Source organism: Salinisphaera sp. SPP-AMP-43 (assembly GCF_049568105.1).
GTDB lineage: Bacteria > Pseudomonadota > Gammaproteobacteria > Nevskiales > Salinisphaeraceae > Salinisphaera.
In genome coordinates this window covers 315,170-330,950 of record NZ_CP145335.1, presented here as the reverse complement: position 1 = coordinate 330,950, position 15,781 = coordinate 315,170, and the positions used below count along the sequence as shown (strand labels likewise).

The 15,781-nt window shown below is 63.5% G+C and carries 12 protein-coding genes; 3 read left to right on the top strand and 9 right to left on the bottom strand.

What is annotated here, in order from left to right; genetic code table 11:
- Positions 1–21 precede the first annotated feature (21 nt).
- The 7 genes from cls to V5738_RS01330 all read right to left on the bottom strand — a co-directional run bounded on the left by cls (position 22) and on the right by V5738_RS01330 (position 9,873).
- Positions 22–1,470, bottom strand: coding sequence for a cardiolipin synthase (gene cls / locus V5738_RS01360; RefSeq protein WP_423822602.1), 1,449 nt, complete (start codon positions 1,468–1,470; stop codon positions 22–24).
- Positions 1,471–1,849: 379 nt separating this feature from the next.
- On the bottom strand, positions 1,850–2,653 hold the full coding sequence (locus V5738_RS01355; protein WP_423822601.1) for an ABC transporter ATP-binding protein: 804 nt from the start codon (positions 2,651–2,653) through the stop codon (positions 1,850–1,852).
- Between the two features lies 1 nt (position 2,654).
- Positions 2,655–3,545 carry an ABC transporter permease subunit gene (locus V5738_RS01350; protein WP_423822600.1) on the bottom strand — a complete coding sequence of 297 codons (891 nt, stop codon included), beginning with the start codon at positions 3,543–3,545 and terminating at the stop codon, positions 2,655–2,657.
- Positions 3,545–4,459 carry an ABC transporter permease gene (locus tag V5738_RS01345; protein WP_423822599.1) on the bottom strand — a complete coding sequence of 305 codons (915 nt, stop codon included), beginning with the start codon at positions 4,457–4,459 and terminating at the stop codon, positions 3,545–3,547. The genes V5738_RS01350 and V5738_RS01345 overlap by 1 nt, the downstream gene beginning before the upstream one ends.
- Positions 4,460–4,499: 40 nt before the next feature.
- The gene (locus V5738_RS01340; protein WP_423822598.1) at positions 4,500–6,179 is read right to left on the bottom strand and encodes a peptide ABC transporter substrate-binding protein; all 1,680 of its coding nucleotides are present in this window, start codon (positions 6,177–6,179) and stop codon (positions 4,500–4,502) included.
- Between the two features lie 113 nt (positions 6,180–6,292).
- On the bottom strand, positions 6,293–8,209 hold the full coding sequence (mnmG, locus tag V5738_RS01335) for a tRNA uridine-5-carboxymethylaminomethyl(34) synthesis enzyme MnmG (protein ID WP_423822597.1): 1,917 nt from the start codon (positions 8,207–8,209) through the stop codon (positions 6,293–6,295).
- Between the two features lie 299 nt (positions 8,210–8,508).
- A complete protein-coding gene (locus tag V5738_RS01330) occupies positions 8,509–9,873 on the bottom strand; it encodes a DUF945 family protein (RefSeq protein ID WP_423822596.1) in 1,365 nt (454 codons plus the stop codon).
- A gap of 238 nt (positions 9,874–10,111) precedes the next feature.
- On the opposite strand from V5738_RS01330, the gene V5738_RS01325 reads away from it, so the two are divergent.
- Both V5738_RS01325 and V5738_RS01320 read left to right on the top strand, forming a co-directional pair.
- Complete coding sequence (locus tag V5738_RS01325) at positions 10,112–11,830, top strand: sugar phosphorylase (RefSeq protein WP_423822595.1); 1,719 nt, start codon at positions 10,112–10,114, stop codon at positions 11,828–11,830.
- Between the two features lie 143 nt (positions 11,831–11,973).
- Complete coding sequence (locus V5738_RS01320) at positions 11,974–12,708, top strand: cupin domain-containing protein (RefSeq protein ID WP_423822594.1); 735 nt, start codon at positions 11,974–11,976, stop codon at positions 12,706–12,708.
- A gap of 102 nt (positions 12,709–12,810) precedes the next feature.
- Here the strand turns inward: V5738_RS01320 and V5738_RS01315 are convergent, their stop codons facing one another.
- Together V5738_RS01315 and V5738_RS01310 are read right to left on the bottom strand one after the other, a co-directional pair.
- Positions 12,811–14,040, bottom strand: coding sequence for a glycosyl transferase (locus tag V5738_RS01315; protein ID WP_423822593.1), 1,230 nt, complete (start codon positions 14,038–14,040; stop codon positions 12,811–12,813).
- 42 nt (positions 14,041–14,082) lie between these two features.
- Complete coding sequence (locus V5738_RS01310; protein WP_423822592.1) at positions 14,083–14,904, bottom strand: HAD-IIB family hydrolase; 822 nt, start codon at positions 14,902–14,904, stop codon at positions 14,083–14,085.
- 138 nt (positions 14,905–15,042) lie between these two features.
- On the opposite strand from V5738_RS01310, the gene V5738_RS01305 reads away from it, so the two are divergent.
- The gene (locus V5738_RS01305) at positions 15,043–15,723 is read left to right on the top strand and encodes a response regulator transcription factor (RefSeq protein WP_423822591.1); all 681 of its coding nucleotides are present in this window, start codon (positions 15,043–15,045) and stop codon (positions 15,721–15,723) included.
- Positions 15,724–15,781: the final 58 nt, after the last annotated feature.

The following is a 15,781-nucleotide window of genomic DNA, read 5'->3' as shown; positions in this document are numbered from 1 at the left end:
GCCCGCCAGCTGTCGGCCGATCTATAGATAGGGCGAGAACAGCCAGAAAAAAGAATCGCGGACCCGCGCCAACCAGCCGCGCGAGGCCAGATCAGCATGGGTATAGACCCGGCTACGCTCGACCAGGCTAGCCACGTGTTCGGACAGACGACCAACGGTGGCCTCGTCGAACAGTTCCACGGCCAGCTCGAAGTTCAGCCGCAGACTGCGCGGATCGACGTTGGGCGAGCCAATCAACGCATAATCGTCGTCGACGATAAACAGCTTGGTATGGGCGAACGGCCGCGGCTGGAAATAGATATTCACGCCGCGCTCTAGCAGTTCGCCCAGATCGTGGCGCGCAGCCCAGGCCACGAACGGCAGATTGTTGGCCTCGGGCAGCACGATCGAGACCTCGATCCCACGCAGGGCTGCGGCCTGCAGCGCACCGACCAGAGCCGGCCCAGGCAGAAAATACGGCGTGACGATCCGGATCCGTTCATAGGCGCTGGTCACCGCGGTCACCAGCAGCACGTTCAGGCGCTCGATATCCCGGGTCGGCCCGTTCTCGACCGCACGGCAGGCCGCGCTGCCCTGCTCGGTCTGGATCCGGGAACTGGTCATGTCTTGGCGGCCGGTGGCAAACGCCCAGTCGGACAGGAACACGGCCTCGACCTGGCGCACGATCGGACCGGTCAGGCTGAAGTGCATGTCGATCACGCCGGCACTGCCGGAGACGACATGCCGATCGCCGATGTTCATACCGCCGGTGAAGGCAATACCGCGATCGGTCACCAGAATCTTGCGGTGGTTACGCAAATTCAGCTGCAACGACGGCGGCCACAGCCGCGGCGGCAGAAATCGAGCCACGGTCACACCTACATCCTCGAGCATGCGCACCGGACGCCGGCCGGGCAGCGCATACCATTCGCCGACCCCGTCGATCAGCACGCGCACGTCCACGCCACGCACCGCGGCCCGGGCCAGCGCGTCGATGAATCGCCGGCCGGCCTGGTTGGTCTCGAAGATATAAGTGGTCAGATAGACGAAGCCGGTGGCCGCATCGATCGCCTCGATCATCTGCGGATAGGCTTCGTTGCCGTTGTTGAGCATCTCGACCCGGTTGCCTTCCACGACCGGCCAGGCCGACAGCCGGTCGCCAGCCGCGGCCAGCCCCAACCGGCGATCGAGCACATAGGTGTCGTAATCGCGCAGGGCCGCATCTGCCCCGGGCCGATGGGCACCGAGACCGTGGCGCGAATCGCGATCCAGACGCCGAGCCCGAACCCGTACGCGATTGACCCCGAACATGTAGTAGAGCAGCGGACCGAGCGGCGGAAACAGCAGCGACACGCCGATCCAGCCAAAGGCGCTGCTCGGGGTTTCGCGGGTCAACAGGGCATGCAGGGCAGCGGCGAGCGCACTCCCGACGACAATCGCGATCGGCACCCAGAATTCGATGGCCGCGATAACGTCGTCGCCGAGATTCATCGATGCATTGCCTGGGTTCGTTGCGACAGGCGGCGCTCAGACCGCTGCCTCGGCTGCCGGCTGGTCATGCTGCTGGAGTCCATTATTTCGGGGAAGGCCGTGCTGGTCGGCACGCGCACGTATTATCGCGATCTTAACAGCCGCCCGCCGGCCGCTGATCGGAAAACCCGCCTGCGCGCCGTGAGTGGCCCATAAGGGCTGCCCGGCTTTAGGGCCTGTTGAGGTGTCGCCCGAGCGCCGCGGTGCTGCCCCAAATCGTGGCCGTCGAGGCGCGAGCCGCCAGTTCTGGGCGTACCACGATCACGGCTCGTGACACGGCCCAAGGCGATTTGGGGCGCAATCCTTGGGGACCAGGTCTCGCACGAAACCTTGACCCGCCCTAGCCTTCCAAGCGCGGGATCGCAGCCAGCAGATCGCGGGTATATTGTGCCTGGGGCCGTTCGAAGACCTGTTCGATCGTGCCTTGCTCGACCAGATCGCCGGCACGCATGACCAACGCCCGGCTGCACTGGCCGGCAACCACGCCCAGATCATGGGTGATCAACAGCAGGGCCGTATGGGTGCGCTCGCGCAGTTCGCCGATCACGTCCAGGATTTCGTCTTGTACCGTGACATCCAGGGCCGTGGTCGGTTCGTCGGCGATCAGCAATTCCGGCTCGCAAGATAGCGCCATGGCAATCATCACGCGCTGGCGCATGCCGCCCGAGAACTGGTGCGGATAGTATTTGATTCGCCGTGCGGCCTCGGGAATGCGCACGGCCTCCATCATCTCGATGGCCGCTTTCATTGCTTCGCGCCGGCCCATGCCACGGTGGGCCTTGAGCAGCTCGACCATCTGGGTCGAGATCTTGAGATGCGGATTGAGCGCGGTCATTGGATCCTGGAAGATCATGGCCACGCGGGCGCCGCGCACCCGTCGCAGCACCCGCGATTTGGCGCCCACCAGCTCGACCGGCTGGCCGCCCGCCTTCTCCGGGGCCAGCTGGGCCGAACCGGAAACGCGGGCGTTATCGGCCAGCAGCCCCATCAGCGCCAGCACGCTCTGGCTCTTGCCCGAGCCGGATTCACCGACGATGCCCACCGACTCGCCGCGCTCGATGGAAAACGACAGATCATGGACTGCATCGATCCAGCCGCTGTGGGTCTTAAAATCGATTTTCAGGTTGTTGACGTCGAGCAGCACGTTAGCGGTCCTTCGGGTCGAGCGCGTCGCGCAGGCCGTCGCCGATGAAGTTGAAGCAGAACAGAGTCACGGCGAGAAAGATCGAGGGGATGATCAACAACCAGGGGGCGATTCCCATTTCGCCGGTGCCGTCGTTGATCAACGCGCCCCAGGAGGTCGCCGGCGGCTGCACACCGAGCCCCAGATAGCTCAAAAACGACTCGAACAGAATCACCTGTGGGATGGTCAGCGTGACGTAGACCACCACGATCCCCAGCAGATTCGGCACCACGTGGCGCGCGAGGATATGGCCCATGCCGGCGCCCGACATTCGGGCCGCCTCGATATAGGGCTGGTGCTTGATGGTCAGGGTCTGGCCGCGAACGATACGCGCCATATCCAGCCAGCTGACCGCACCGATCGCGGCGAACAGCAAAAACAGATTCCGGCCGAAAAACACCACCAGCAGGATCACGAAGAACATGAACGGCAGCGAATAGAGAATATCGACCGCCCGCATCATGATCGAATCGGTCCGACCGCCGACGAAGCCGGCGATCGCGCCGTAGCTCACCCCGATGATCAGGCTGACCAGGGTGGTCACGATGCCGACCATCAATGAAATCCGTCCCCCAGTCATGCTGCGCACGAACAGATCGCGGCCGACCCGGTCGGTGCCGAAGAAATGGCCGTTGGCCAGATTCGGCGCCTGCCAGATGGCGTTGTAGTCCTGCGAGAAATAGTTGTACGGCGACAGCCACGGCCCTACGACCACGGCGATGCTGATCAGGATCAACAGCCCCAGCGAGACCATCGCGGCCTTGTTGGCCCGCAGCCGGCGCCAGGCGTCGCGCCCTAGGCTGTTGCCCTGCTCGGCGGCGGCTTCCATGGCTTTGCGCTTGCGGCCCAGCATCAGTACGTCACCCGCGGATCCAGCCAGCCATACAGCACATCGACCAGCAGATTGAAGAAAATGATGATGATTCCGTAAAACAGCGTGATACCGAGCACCAGCGTGTAGTCGCGGTTAAGCGCCGCGGTCACGAAAAACCGCCCCAGCCCGGGAATGCCGAAAATCTGCTCGACCACGACCGAGCCGGTCAGAATCGCTGCAGCCCCGGGCCCGAGAAACGACACCACCGGCAGCATGGCCGCCGGCAGCACATGCACGAAAAACACCCGCCATTCGGACAGCCCCTTGGCACGGGCAGTCCGGATGAACGGCGAACGCAGCACTTCGATGGTCGAGGCCCGCATCAGGCGGGTGACATAGGCCAGATACATCGTGCCCAGGGCCAGCACCGGCATGACATAGTTTTGCCAGCCGCCAAGCCCGCCGGCCGGCAGCCAGTCGTTATAGACCGCGAAGGCCAGAATCATCAGCGGGCCGAGCACGAAGTTGGGTATCGAAATACCGGCCAGCGATAGCCCCATCGCCCCGTAGTCGGCCAGTTTGTTCTGGCGTACGGCCGCCAGCATCCCCAGCGGCACCCCGAGCAGCAGCGCGAACAGCAACGAAAAACCGCCAACCGCCAGCGAGACCGGAAAACCGGTGGCGATCAGATCGTTCACCGATGTGTCCTTGTACTGGTAGGAGGCGCCGAAATCGAGCTGGGCAATATTGAGCAGATAACGCCCGTACTGCTGGATCAGCGGCTCGTCGAGATGATACTTGGCCTCGAGATTGGCCCGAATCTCGGCCGGCATCGGCCGTTCGGTATCCAGCGGGCTCCCCGGGGCCAGATGCACCAGCAGGAAGGTCAGGGTCAGCAGAATGAAGATCGTGGGAATCGCACCCAACAATCGCTTGATGGTATAGGCCAGCATCTAGCGACTCCCTCGGTAGGCTGGGCGGGCGAGGCACCACTCACTGCGCATCGTCGACCACCTTGGCGTCCGTCTGCTCACCGGCCCCGGCCGGCACGATGTCGAAATTCTTGGTGTAGTAGTTGTCCAGGGCGTTGCCGCTAAAGCCCTTCACATAGGGCTTGACCACATGATGGTTGGTCCAGAACCACACCGGGATGATCGGCGCATCGTGTAACAGCGTGGCCTCGGCCTTGTGCATCAAGGCCCGGCGTTTGGGGCCATCGGGCGTATGACTGGATCGCGTCTGGGCTTGGTCGTAGGTCGAGCTGTCGTACTGGCTGTAATTCAGCGGCGTCGACGAGTTAAACACCGACAAGAAGGTGTTCGGGTCTTCATAGTCGCCGATCCAGCCACCCCAGAAGATCTGGGTGTCGTAGCCTTCGCGGGCGCTCTGGATGAATACCCGCCATTCCTGGTTGATCGGTGTTACCTCGGCGCCGAGCACGCGTCGCCACATGGCCGCGGCCACGATGCCGACAGTCTCGCCCTGGCCGCCGGACGGATAGAGATACTCGGCCTTGAGCGGATGCGCCTCGGAATAGCCGGCTTCGTGATACAGCTTGCGCGCCATCGCCTCGCGGCGCTCATCCGACCAGTCTTTCCACTGGTAGGTGACCGGATCGTAGTCGTTGATGAACGGCGGCACCAGGCTATAGGCCGGCTTTTCGCCGCCGCGCAGGATCTTTTGCGTGATCACGTCGCGATCCAGGGCCATCGACAGCGCCAGGCGCAACTTGCGGCTGTTCTTGAACGGCGGCCGGCTCATGTTCAGCCCGAGATAGGCGATGCCGAGCGTCGGTATCGAGTGATACTGATCGGGGAGATGGCGCTTGAGCGCGCCGATCGTGGCTGGCGGCACGCGATAGGTCCAGTCCAGACCGCCGGCCTGATAGCGCGACAGTTCGGATTTCGCATCGTCGATCGGATAGAACTCGACCTGATCGACCCGGGTATTCGCATTGTCCCAGTAATACGGGTTGCGCTTGAGCACGATCCGCTCGTTCACCCGCCAAGCTTTCATGGTATAGGCGCCGTTGGTTACGGCATGGCCTGGCTGGGTAAACGAATCGGCCCATTTCTTGACCGCCGGCGGATAGACCGGGTCGCTACTCGGATGCGCCAGAGTCTTGAGGAAAAACGGGGTCGGCTCCTTGAGCCGGATCTGCAGGGTGTGCGGATCCAAGGCCTTCACGCCGAGCGTATCGGGATCCTTTTCGTTGTTGATGATCGCATCGGCGTTGACGATCGGCGAATGGATATCCGCATACGGCGAGGCCACCTTCGGATCGACACTGCGGCGCAGGCTGAACACGAAATCGCCGGCGGTGACCGGCTTGCCGTTCGACCACTTCGCATCGCGTCGTAGATGGAAGACATAGGTCAGCCGGTCGTCGCTAATATCCCAGGACTGAGCCGCAGCCGGCACGATCTGGGCATGGTCGCCGGTGATCACCAGCCCCTCGTAGAGATCGTGCAGCACATTGGAGGCCGGCACACCGGAGGCCTTGTGCGGGTCGAGCGAACCCGGCTCCGAGCCATTGCCGTAACGCATGACCTTGGTGCCGTCGGACTGGATCGCCGGCTGGAGGCGATTGGCGAAGCCGTCGTTATCGGAACCGCAGCCGACCAGCCCGATACAGACCAGCAGCGCGATGCTGATAACACGAAACCGACGCATACAACCCCTCAATCCAGGCCCCCAAAAGCGGGCAGACTACAGCAAAAAAACCAACCCCGCCCGCGGCCTAGACCATCGGGTTAGACCCGATGCCTGGCCGCCGTGGATGCGGTCTAGGCGCTCTTAGCAAGTTTCGCGCCGGATTTTTTCAGATGTACCAGCAGCAACGAAATCGCGGCCGGAGTCATACCCGGAATCCGCGAGGCTTGGCCGATAGTCGCCGGGCGTACCTCGGCAAGCTTGCCGCTCAGCTCGTTGGATAGGCCGGTGACCGCCGTGTAATCGATATCGGCCGGCAGCGCCGTGGCCTCGTGGGCCGCGGCACGCTCGATCTCGTCGGCCTGACGGGCGATATAGCCGGCGTATTTAGCCTGAATCTCGACCTGCTCGCCGACTGCGGCTGCGGCCTCGGCCCACAGTTCGCCGGTATTGGCCGGGCCAATCACCGCCAGCGAGGTCAGATCGGCATGCCCTATTCCAGGGCGTTTGAGTAGTTCGGCTGCCAGCGTGGCTTCCTTGAGCGGGTTGCCGAGCAGAGCCGCGCCTCGGTCCTCACCCAAATCCTGGGGCTTGATAGTGATCGCTGCCAGCCGCGACTGCTCGGCGACCACGGCATCGCGCTTGGCGGTGAACGCGGCCCAGCGGGCATCGTCGACCAGACCCAGATCGCGGCCGGCCGGGGTCAGGCGCTGATCGGCATTGTCTTCGCGCAGCAGCAAGCGATGTTCGGCTCTAGAGGTGAACATGCGATAGGGCTCGATCGTGCCGCGGGTGATCAAGTCGTCGACCAGCACCCCGAGATAGGCCTCGGCCCGGCCCGGCCACCAGGCCGATTCGCCGGCGGCCGCGCGCGCGGCGTTGATGCCGGCCAACAGCCCCTGGGCTGCAGCTTCTTCATAACCGGTCGTGCCATTGATCTGGCCGGCGAAATACAGCCCGCCGATGGCCTGAGTCTCAAGGGTATAGTTGAGCGCGCGCGGGTCGAAATAATCGTATTCGATGGCATAGCCCGGGCGCGTGATATGGGCGTTTTCGAAGCCTTCTATCGAGCGCACCACGGCCAGCTGGGTCTCGAACGACAGGCTGGTCGAGATGCCGTTGGGATAGACTTCCGCTGCGGTCAGCCCTTCCGGCTCGATGAAGATCTGGTGGCTGTCCTTGTCGGCAAAGCGCATCACCTTGTCTTCGATCGAGGGACAGTAGCGCGGCCCGTTGGAATCGATGGTGCCGTTGTACATCGCCGATTCGTGCAGCCGTTCACGGATGATGTCGTGGCTACGGGCGTTGGTATAGGTGATATGGCAGGGGATCTGGCGCGGATGTTCGGCCCGCGATCCCATGAACGAAAACACCGGCGCCGGGTCGTCGCCCGGCTGTTCGGCTAGCCGCGAATAGTCGATCGACTTGGCATCGATACGCGGCGGCGTGCCGGTCTTGAGCCGGCCGACCGGTAGATCGAGACCACGCAGGCGCTCGGCCAGGGCGTTGGAGGGCGCGTCCCCCGCCCGGCCGCCGCCGAAGCGTTTGTCGCCGACGTGGATCGTGCCGCCAAGAAAGGTGCCGACCGTCAGCACTACGCTCGGCGCCTGAAACGACAGCCCCATCGCCGTGGTCACGCCGGCCACATGGCCGTCCTCGACGATCAGATCGGCCACCGACTGCTGAAACAGATGTAGATTCGGCTGGTTTTCGACCATCTCGCGGACCGCGGCCTTGTACAGCGCGCGATCGGCCTGGGCGCGCGTGGCCCGGACCGCCGGGCCCTTGCGGGCATTCAGCCGTCGGAATTGGATACCGCCGCGATCGGCGGCCCGGCCCATAACGCCGCCCAGCGCATCGATCTCGCGCACGAGATGGCCCTTGCCGATACCGCCAATGGCGGGATTGCAGGACATCTGGCCGATGGTCTCGATATTGTCGGTCAACAGCAGCGTACGCGCGCCGGACCGGGCAGCCGCCGTGGCCGCTTCGGTACCGGCGTGGCCGCCACCGACCACGATGACATCGAATTGGGTCTGGCTATGGGACATGATGATTTACACCCATGCGGGCATCGATATTCGAATGAGGCGGGCGGCTCGACCGGGGGCGTGCCGCCCGTTGTCGTCGCCACAACGGCGACGGGCGCCTTGCTGTCGGCGCCGTATAGACGCGCGATTATAACGCTTTGCCACCATTCCTGATAAAACTGGAGCACAAATCCGACTCGCCTACCGCCTGCGCGCGCGATCAATAGCTCCGGCGATGCCCGGCGCTCCAATATTCGGGCCATACAACGGTCCCGGGGCGGCGTCTGGGCTTGCGCGACGCTGCAGCGGCTAGAAAAGCGTCACAGCCCCGGTGCTGCGGCCTGGAACTGGTCGATGAGGCTACGCCACTGTGGGCGCCGACGGCCGTTGATCGTCATCCGGCCGTCATGGAGCTTTAAGTGCACGCTATAGTTTTTACCGTTGTCGCTCGGCGCGATCAATTGACGCTGGTTCAGCGCAGCAAGGCGGGCCTCGACTTCTCGAGCAGGCGACGCTGAGGCCGCGGTCTGCGCCACGAGACGGCGCAGGAACGCTGCCGGCAACGACAGTCGAAAATCCAGATCCAACTGGGCCAGCCAGTCGGTCGCGGTCTCGACCGGCCGAAGCGAAGGCGGCACGCTCATGTCGCCGCGGATACGAATCGCCCCGTCGCCGGTGGCCAATTCCAGGCGCTGCACATGAACATCGGCGCCGTCGGCGAACAGGCCCGGCAGCACCCGCTGGTAGAGCGCCGGCTCGTTCAGGGCGCCCCCGGACCAGCCGCCAAGCTGCTGCCAACGTCCCGCCACGGTGGCCCAGGCGCCGGGCTGCAAGCCCTGCTCGTTGGCCTCGACGATCAACGTGCCCTGGGTGTTATCGGGCAGCACCAGGCGGTCGATATGCATCGAGACCGCAGTACGGCCACCACTTTGCTCGCGGGTGGTCAGACGTAAATCGCTCAGGCGGGTGGCCTGGCCCTGGCCGTTATCTAGGGTGAACGAATCAGCCGACAGCCGACGCTGAGTCAGCATTCCGGCCGGCCCGGCATCGGCCTCCACGTGCAGGCCACGCCAGCCGATATGGCCGCCGCTTTGCTTGACCATGGAAAACGACGGCCAGTCCAGTCGCAGCCCATGCAGCGAGCGCCCCAGCACGCTGGACTGGAGTTCGCCGCGGACGGTCGCGGTTTCCAGATGGGCAACTGGGTTCTGTCGCGCCACATCGAACGTAATGCCGTCCAGGGTCAGCCGCGCCCGACCGCGTGTATCCAACCCAACCCGGGAGACCAATGTCACCGGCCCAGGCGTGGGCGAAAACACATAGCGCGGCCAAAGTTCGGTCGGATCGACCCGGGTGTGCACGACGGCCAATACCGGCGTCAGCCGATCCTGATCGGCGCCCCAGGCCAGCGGGCCTTGGTCGATCCGGCTTTTCAGCGTCAGCACCGGGCATGGCCGGGTATGACACAGTGGCCCGATCGGCTTGAGCACCACCTGCGCCTGCGACTGGAACCACCCGCGATCGAAATCGCGGCTGACGACTTCGAGATAGTCCGGCACTGCCAGCTCGTCGACCGTCCGATCGAAACGCGAAGCCAGCACCCAGCCGATCACGGCCGGCGCTGCCACGCCGATCAGAACGAGTACGGCCATGCCCCAGGCCAAGGTCTTAATCAAAACACGCATGGCGGGCTCTTCAAAGCGGCAACACAGCGTCCACCGGCGCGCGCCGGCAACCACAGGATCGCGATGTCTCGCATCGTCACGTTCATAGCCTCATATTAGTGGCGCGCGCCGATCGATGCAGCCTGGTACGACTCTTGGTTCTTCTTGAACAGCGCCCGTACCTGCTATCTTTCGCACCAAAACAGTGCCATGGGCCGCGCTCTACTGCCGTGTTCGCCACGAGGGACAAACCGATCTCATGAACGATGTTGCCCTAGCTCCCGAGCAGACCTCCCGGGATGCCCTAATCGAATGGCTGGTCCCGCTGTATGGCGAAGCCGCCGCCCGCGACTGTATCGATTCCGCCGAAGAGGCCGCGCGCCGCCATGGTCTGCCTCACGAAACCGATATGGCAGTCGACCAGTCGCTCAATCTGATGATCACCTATCCGGATATCGTCCAACGCCCGGGCGAGGCCCCGCTGGCGACCCTGCGCGATTTTATTGCACAAAATTTGGGCGATGCGATCACGGCAGTGCATATCCTGCCGTTTTTCCCGCACAGTTCAGATGCCGGCTTCTCGGTGATGAATTATCGCGAGGTCGATCCGAATTTCGGCAGCTGGCAAGACATCGCGGCACTGGCCGAAGACAAGCCGCTGATGTTCGACCTCGTGCTCAACCATGCCTCGCGCAAGGGCGTATGGTTCGCCCACTACCTGGCCGATGCCGACCCCGGGCGCGACTACTTCATCGAAGTGGATCCGAGCGAGGATCTGCGCTCGGTGGTGCGCCCACGCAGCAGTCCACTCCTGGCCGAGGTCGCCACTGCCCGTGGCACCAAGCATCTCTGGGCGACCTTTTCGAACGACCAGATCGATCTGGATTTCTCGAATCCCCAGGTGCTCAACGAATTCGTCGACATCATCTTCGAATACGTCGCCCGTGGCGCCCGACTGCTACGCTTGGATGCCGTGGCCTTTCTATGGAAAGAGGTCGGCACCTCCTGCATTCACCTCTGGCAGACCCATCAGGTCATCAAGTTCTTCCGGGCGATTCTCGAACGCTATGCCCCCCGTGCCCAACTGATCACCGAAACCAACGTGCCGCATGCCGAGAATATTTCTTATCTCACCGACGGCGACGAAGCCCATGTCGCCTATCAGTTCGTGCTACCGCCGCTGGCGGCCTATACCCTGCTGACCGGCGATGCACGGCGGCTGACCGAGTGGGCCACGAGCCTGCCGCCGCTGCCGAACGGCTGTCATTTCCTTAACTTTACGGCCAGCCATGACGGTATTGGCCTGCGCTCGGTGGAATCGATTTTGGACGATGCCGAACGCGATACGCTGGTCGAGACCACGCGCGCTCGCGGCGGATTCGTCTCGACCCGGGCGATGTCGGACGGCAGCACCCGGCCCTACGAACTCAACATCACCTATTACGATCTGCTCGGCGCCCCAGAAGAGCGCGATAGCCAGACGCATATCGATCGGTTCGTGGTCAGCCAGGCGATCTCCATGGCCCTGGCCGGCATTCCGGCGCTGTATTTCCATAGCTTGGTGGGCACCCACAACGACCAGGAAGGTGTCGAGGAATCCGGGCATAGCCGTTCGATCAATCGGCGGCGCTACGATCTGGGCGAAATCAACTACCAACTCAGCATCGACTCAGCACATGCCCGGGTGCTTGCCCGCCTCAAGCGGCTGCTCGTGGTCCGGGCCCGGCAGCCGGCCTTCCATCCCGATGCCGCGCAAGCGATCGTGGATCTCGGGCCGTCGTTATTCGCCGTACAGCGCACATCGCGCGACCAGACGATCCTGGCGCTACACAACGTCACCGACAAACCGGTCAAGGTCCCCGGGCATATGCTGCCGGAAGCGCGCGTGCGCCGGAACGTCACCGCCGGCACCCAGATCAGCGGCGCCCAACGTACGATCTCGCTGGCGCCATATGAAATCGCTTGGATCAGCGACTGATCGCATCGATGCGCTACCGACACGGCACGCGAGTCATAGGCGATCGATCACCAGGCATACGGCACATAGGGCGCCGGGCGACCCTGTTGGGGCTTGCTCTAATCTCCGGCGGCCTAGCCACCGCCGGTGCGACAGCGCCCGATGTGGCGACTCAATCGACTCGGCAGATCCTTCAAAGCTACGTCACCGACTACGCCCACGATCCGCTGGCCGTGACCACGACTTTTGGTATCCGGGTCGACGATCAAACCTACACGGTGACCATCGAGCGCCAAGGCCAGCACCAGCCCTGGGCAACGACCCTAACCCGCGGCCGACCAAAGGTTGCAACCTGGGTCTGGGTCACCGATCGTGACACGCTCGAACGCATCGCCGGCGGCAAGCTGCTGGCCAACACCACCGAAGCCAAAGCCTACGGCAGCGATGCTGCACCGCTCGATATCCAGCTCGTCAACGGCCAGAACGGCTCGGAAAACTTCTTCGAAACCACCTTCCGGCCGGTCAATCAGCATTTCTGGCTACGCGGCCAGCCCGAGATCATCGACTTCGCAGCGAGCCAGAGCCGCCGCGTCCACGGCGGCCACGCCAATGTCGGCGTCTATGCTAGCGGCATTCGGACCGCGCGCTATACGATTGAGCCCGGCGACCATATCAATGCCCAGGGCCCCGGCCAAGACTCGGGCCGCCAGAGCGACCCCTGGACCACTCTGTTCTATGTAATTTCCGCTGGCAGCGCGACCGCCCGAATCGGCGATCGCCGATTCGCGCTACAAACCGATTCGATGATCACGGTCCCGCCCGATACCCGCCACGAGTTCTGGAACGACGGCGATACGCCGGCCGAGCTGCTGATGATCACTTACGGTTCACATTCTTAGGGCGGTTCCCGCCAGCAGGCATCGGCTGCCTCGAGATATGCCTGTTCGCTTATAAAGACGCCGGCGAAAACGCTGGCGCGCCTGCCGTCTCATATATTGCAATCAGCTGCCGCGTCGCACCTGTTCGTGATCGGCCTCTACCGCAGCATAGAAGTCGTCGAGAAATTCTGGAAACGCCGCCCGTACGCGGTTCCAGGTCGGCATGAACGGCACTTCCATGGGATTGGCCAGATATTCCTCACCGGCGTTGATGATGGACTCGACGAACACTTCGACGGTTTTTTCTTCCTTGTGCCGGTCCAGCTCCAGACCGTTGATCTGGGCATCGAAATAGAAGCGCTCCACTGCGTCCAGGGCATTGCGCAGATATACCGCTTTGATGGTACGGATGGTTTCTGGATTCATGGTCACGCCGTAGGTCGCCAGCTTGCGATACAGCGCTTTGGCGATATCCGCGCTCATCTTGGCCAGCCCGGAATTGGCCTCGTGGTTGGAGACCTCTTGGTGCTTATGGTCGTAGTAGTCGGCGATATCGACCTGACAGACGGCATTGGGGCCATAGGTGCGATGCACTTCGGCCAGAATGCCGACCTCCAGCCCCCAGTCACTGGGGATACGAATGGAATCGGCCACCGAAGCGCTCATCGCACATTCCCCGGACAACGGATAGCGGAAGCTATCCATGTAATCGAGATAGTCCATATGCCCGACCACGGTGGTCAACGCCCGCAGGATCGGGGTCATGAACAGGCGTACCACGCGGCCGTTAATGGCGCCGTCGGCCACCCGCGCGTAGTAGCCCTTGGCGAATTTGTAGGTAAAGTTCGGGTGCACCATCGGATAGAACAGCCGAGCCAGCATGTCGCGCTCGTAGGTGCGGATATCGCAGTCGTGCATGGCTAGCACCCGGCCTCGCCCCGAGGCCAGGAAATAGCCTAGACAGTTCCAGACATTCGCCCCCTTACCCGGGCGCGCTGGGGCCAGGCCTTCGCTGTCCAGCTGGTGGTATAGCGATTGCAGCCGTGGCCCGTCGTTCCACAGCAGACGATGGCGCGGCCCAAGCCGGGCAAAGAATTCATTGGCATGCGCGAACTGGTCGGCATCGGCGCCGTCCAGGCCGATGATGATCTCGGATAGATAGTGCGTATCGGCCAGCTTGTCGACGATCGCCGGCAGGGCCTCGCCTTCGAGTTCGGAATACAGACACGGCAGGATCAGCGACATCGGCCGGCGCCGCGAATACGCCGCGAGCTCGGCCTCGAGATCGTCGATCGGTCGTTCGTGCAGGCGATGCAGCGTGGTGATCATGCCGTTCTGGTGAAAATCGGCCATGGCAGTCCCCTCCTCGGGAGGCCCGTCGCGGCACGGGCGGCGTTAGATTTCGTTGTTGTCGAGCAAGGCGTCGATCGCTGCCGCCCAGCCGACTGGCCCAATGCCCGGCGCATGCCGGATCGATCCGGCCGCCGGCGCCTGGTAGCTGCCATCCGGTTTGGCCACCCAGTAACCAATATCGGCCGCAGCAAGCATATCGGCGTCGTTGGCGGAATCTCCCAATGCAATTGCAAGAATCGGGCCGCAGGTCGCGGCAAAACGCGTTCGCAGCCACGCCAGCGCATCTGCCTTGTCGGCCCTGCCCAACAGGTGCACGAAGCGTCCGCCGCGGCGCGTGGTTTGGCCGGCGGCTACGACCCGAGCCGCGAAATCGGCCTCGGCAGTCGGGCTGTCCTGCCAAAGCAGCGGTTCGGAGGCATCGCGGCGCTGGGCGGCTGCGGCGGCCTGGCGGTCCAGCCCGGTGGCCGCCATGACCTCGGCCACGCTCATGTCGCCAAAGCCGGTATAGCGATAGCCATGGGTCTCGCGCAGAGCCACCGCCAATGCCCGCAGTTGGTCATAAGCCGCCCCCAAGGTGGTGATCTCGAGATCCTGCGGCTCGGCCGCGCCACCGGGCTCGAAATAACCACGCGGTACCGCGACCACACTGCCGTTCTCGGCCGCGAACGGGGCCGTGTTGCCCAGAGCACGTCGCAACTCGCCCACTTCGGCGACCGTCTTGCTGGTACACAGACAGACCGGGATACCGCGCTCGACGAGTCGGGATAGCGCCGGGGCGGCCGGCGACCAGTTGTAGCTGTCGTGGTCGAGCAAGGTGGCGTCGAGATCGGTGAACACCACGGCCTGGCGCGAAGATTCGGACATGAGCATGTCGCCGGGAACGATGCTTTCGAGTCTATCCCGACTGCCGAGACCGCGCAGCTATCACTCTTTGGTCGTTGCCCTCATAATGCAGCCAAGATTTGAACTAGAATCTCCGGTCCCGGACACAGTCGAGCCCCCATGCGCATACTCGTCATCGAGGATAACGAGGACCTCGCGGCCAACATCATCGAGTTCCTTTCGGCCCGCGGCCACGTCGTCGACAGTGCGACCGACGGGGTCACCGGCCTCCATCTCGGCGTGGTCGAGAGCTTCGATGCGATCGTGCTGGACCTTATGCTGCCCGGCATCGACGGTCTGGCCCTGTGCGAACGCCTACGCGGCGAAGCCGACAAGCAGACACCGATCCTGATTCTCACCGCGCGCGATACGATCGACGACAAGCTCGCCGGGTTTTCCTCCGGGGCGGACGATTATCTGATCAAGCCGTTTTCGCTGCTGGAGCTCGAAGCCCGTCTGGAAGCGCTCGGCAACCGTGGGCCGCGACGCAGCACCCACCAGCTCAAGACCGGCGGGCTATGTCTGAATCTCGATACCTGGCAGGCCGAACGCGAAGGCCAGACCCTGAGCCTGACGCCGACCGCCCTGCGGCTGCTCGAAGTCCTACTGCGTGCCTCGCCCAAGCTGGTGCGTCGCTCCGAACTAGAAACCGCGATCTGGGGCGACCACCCGCCGGACTCCGAGGCGCTGCGCACCCATATCCATGCCCTGCGGGCCGCCATCGACAAACCGTTCTCACGGGCGATGCTGCAGACCGTACCGACCATGGGATATCGCCTGGTCGACCCGGATGTGGCCTAGGGCACGACTTCCGTAAACCGCAACGCAGGATTCCGGCCCAACAGCCTTTGCCCAAAAC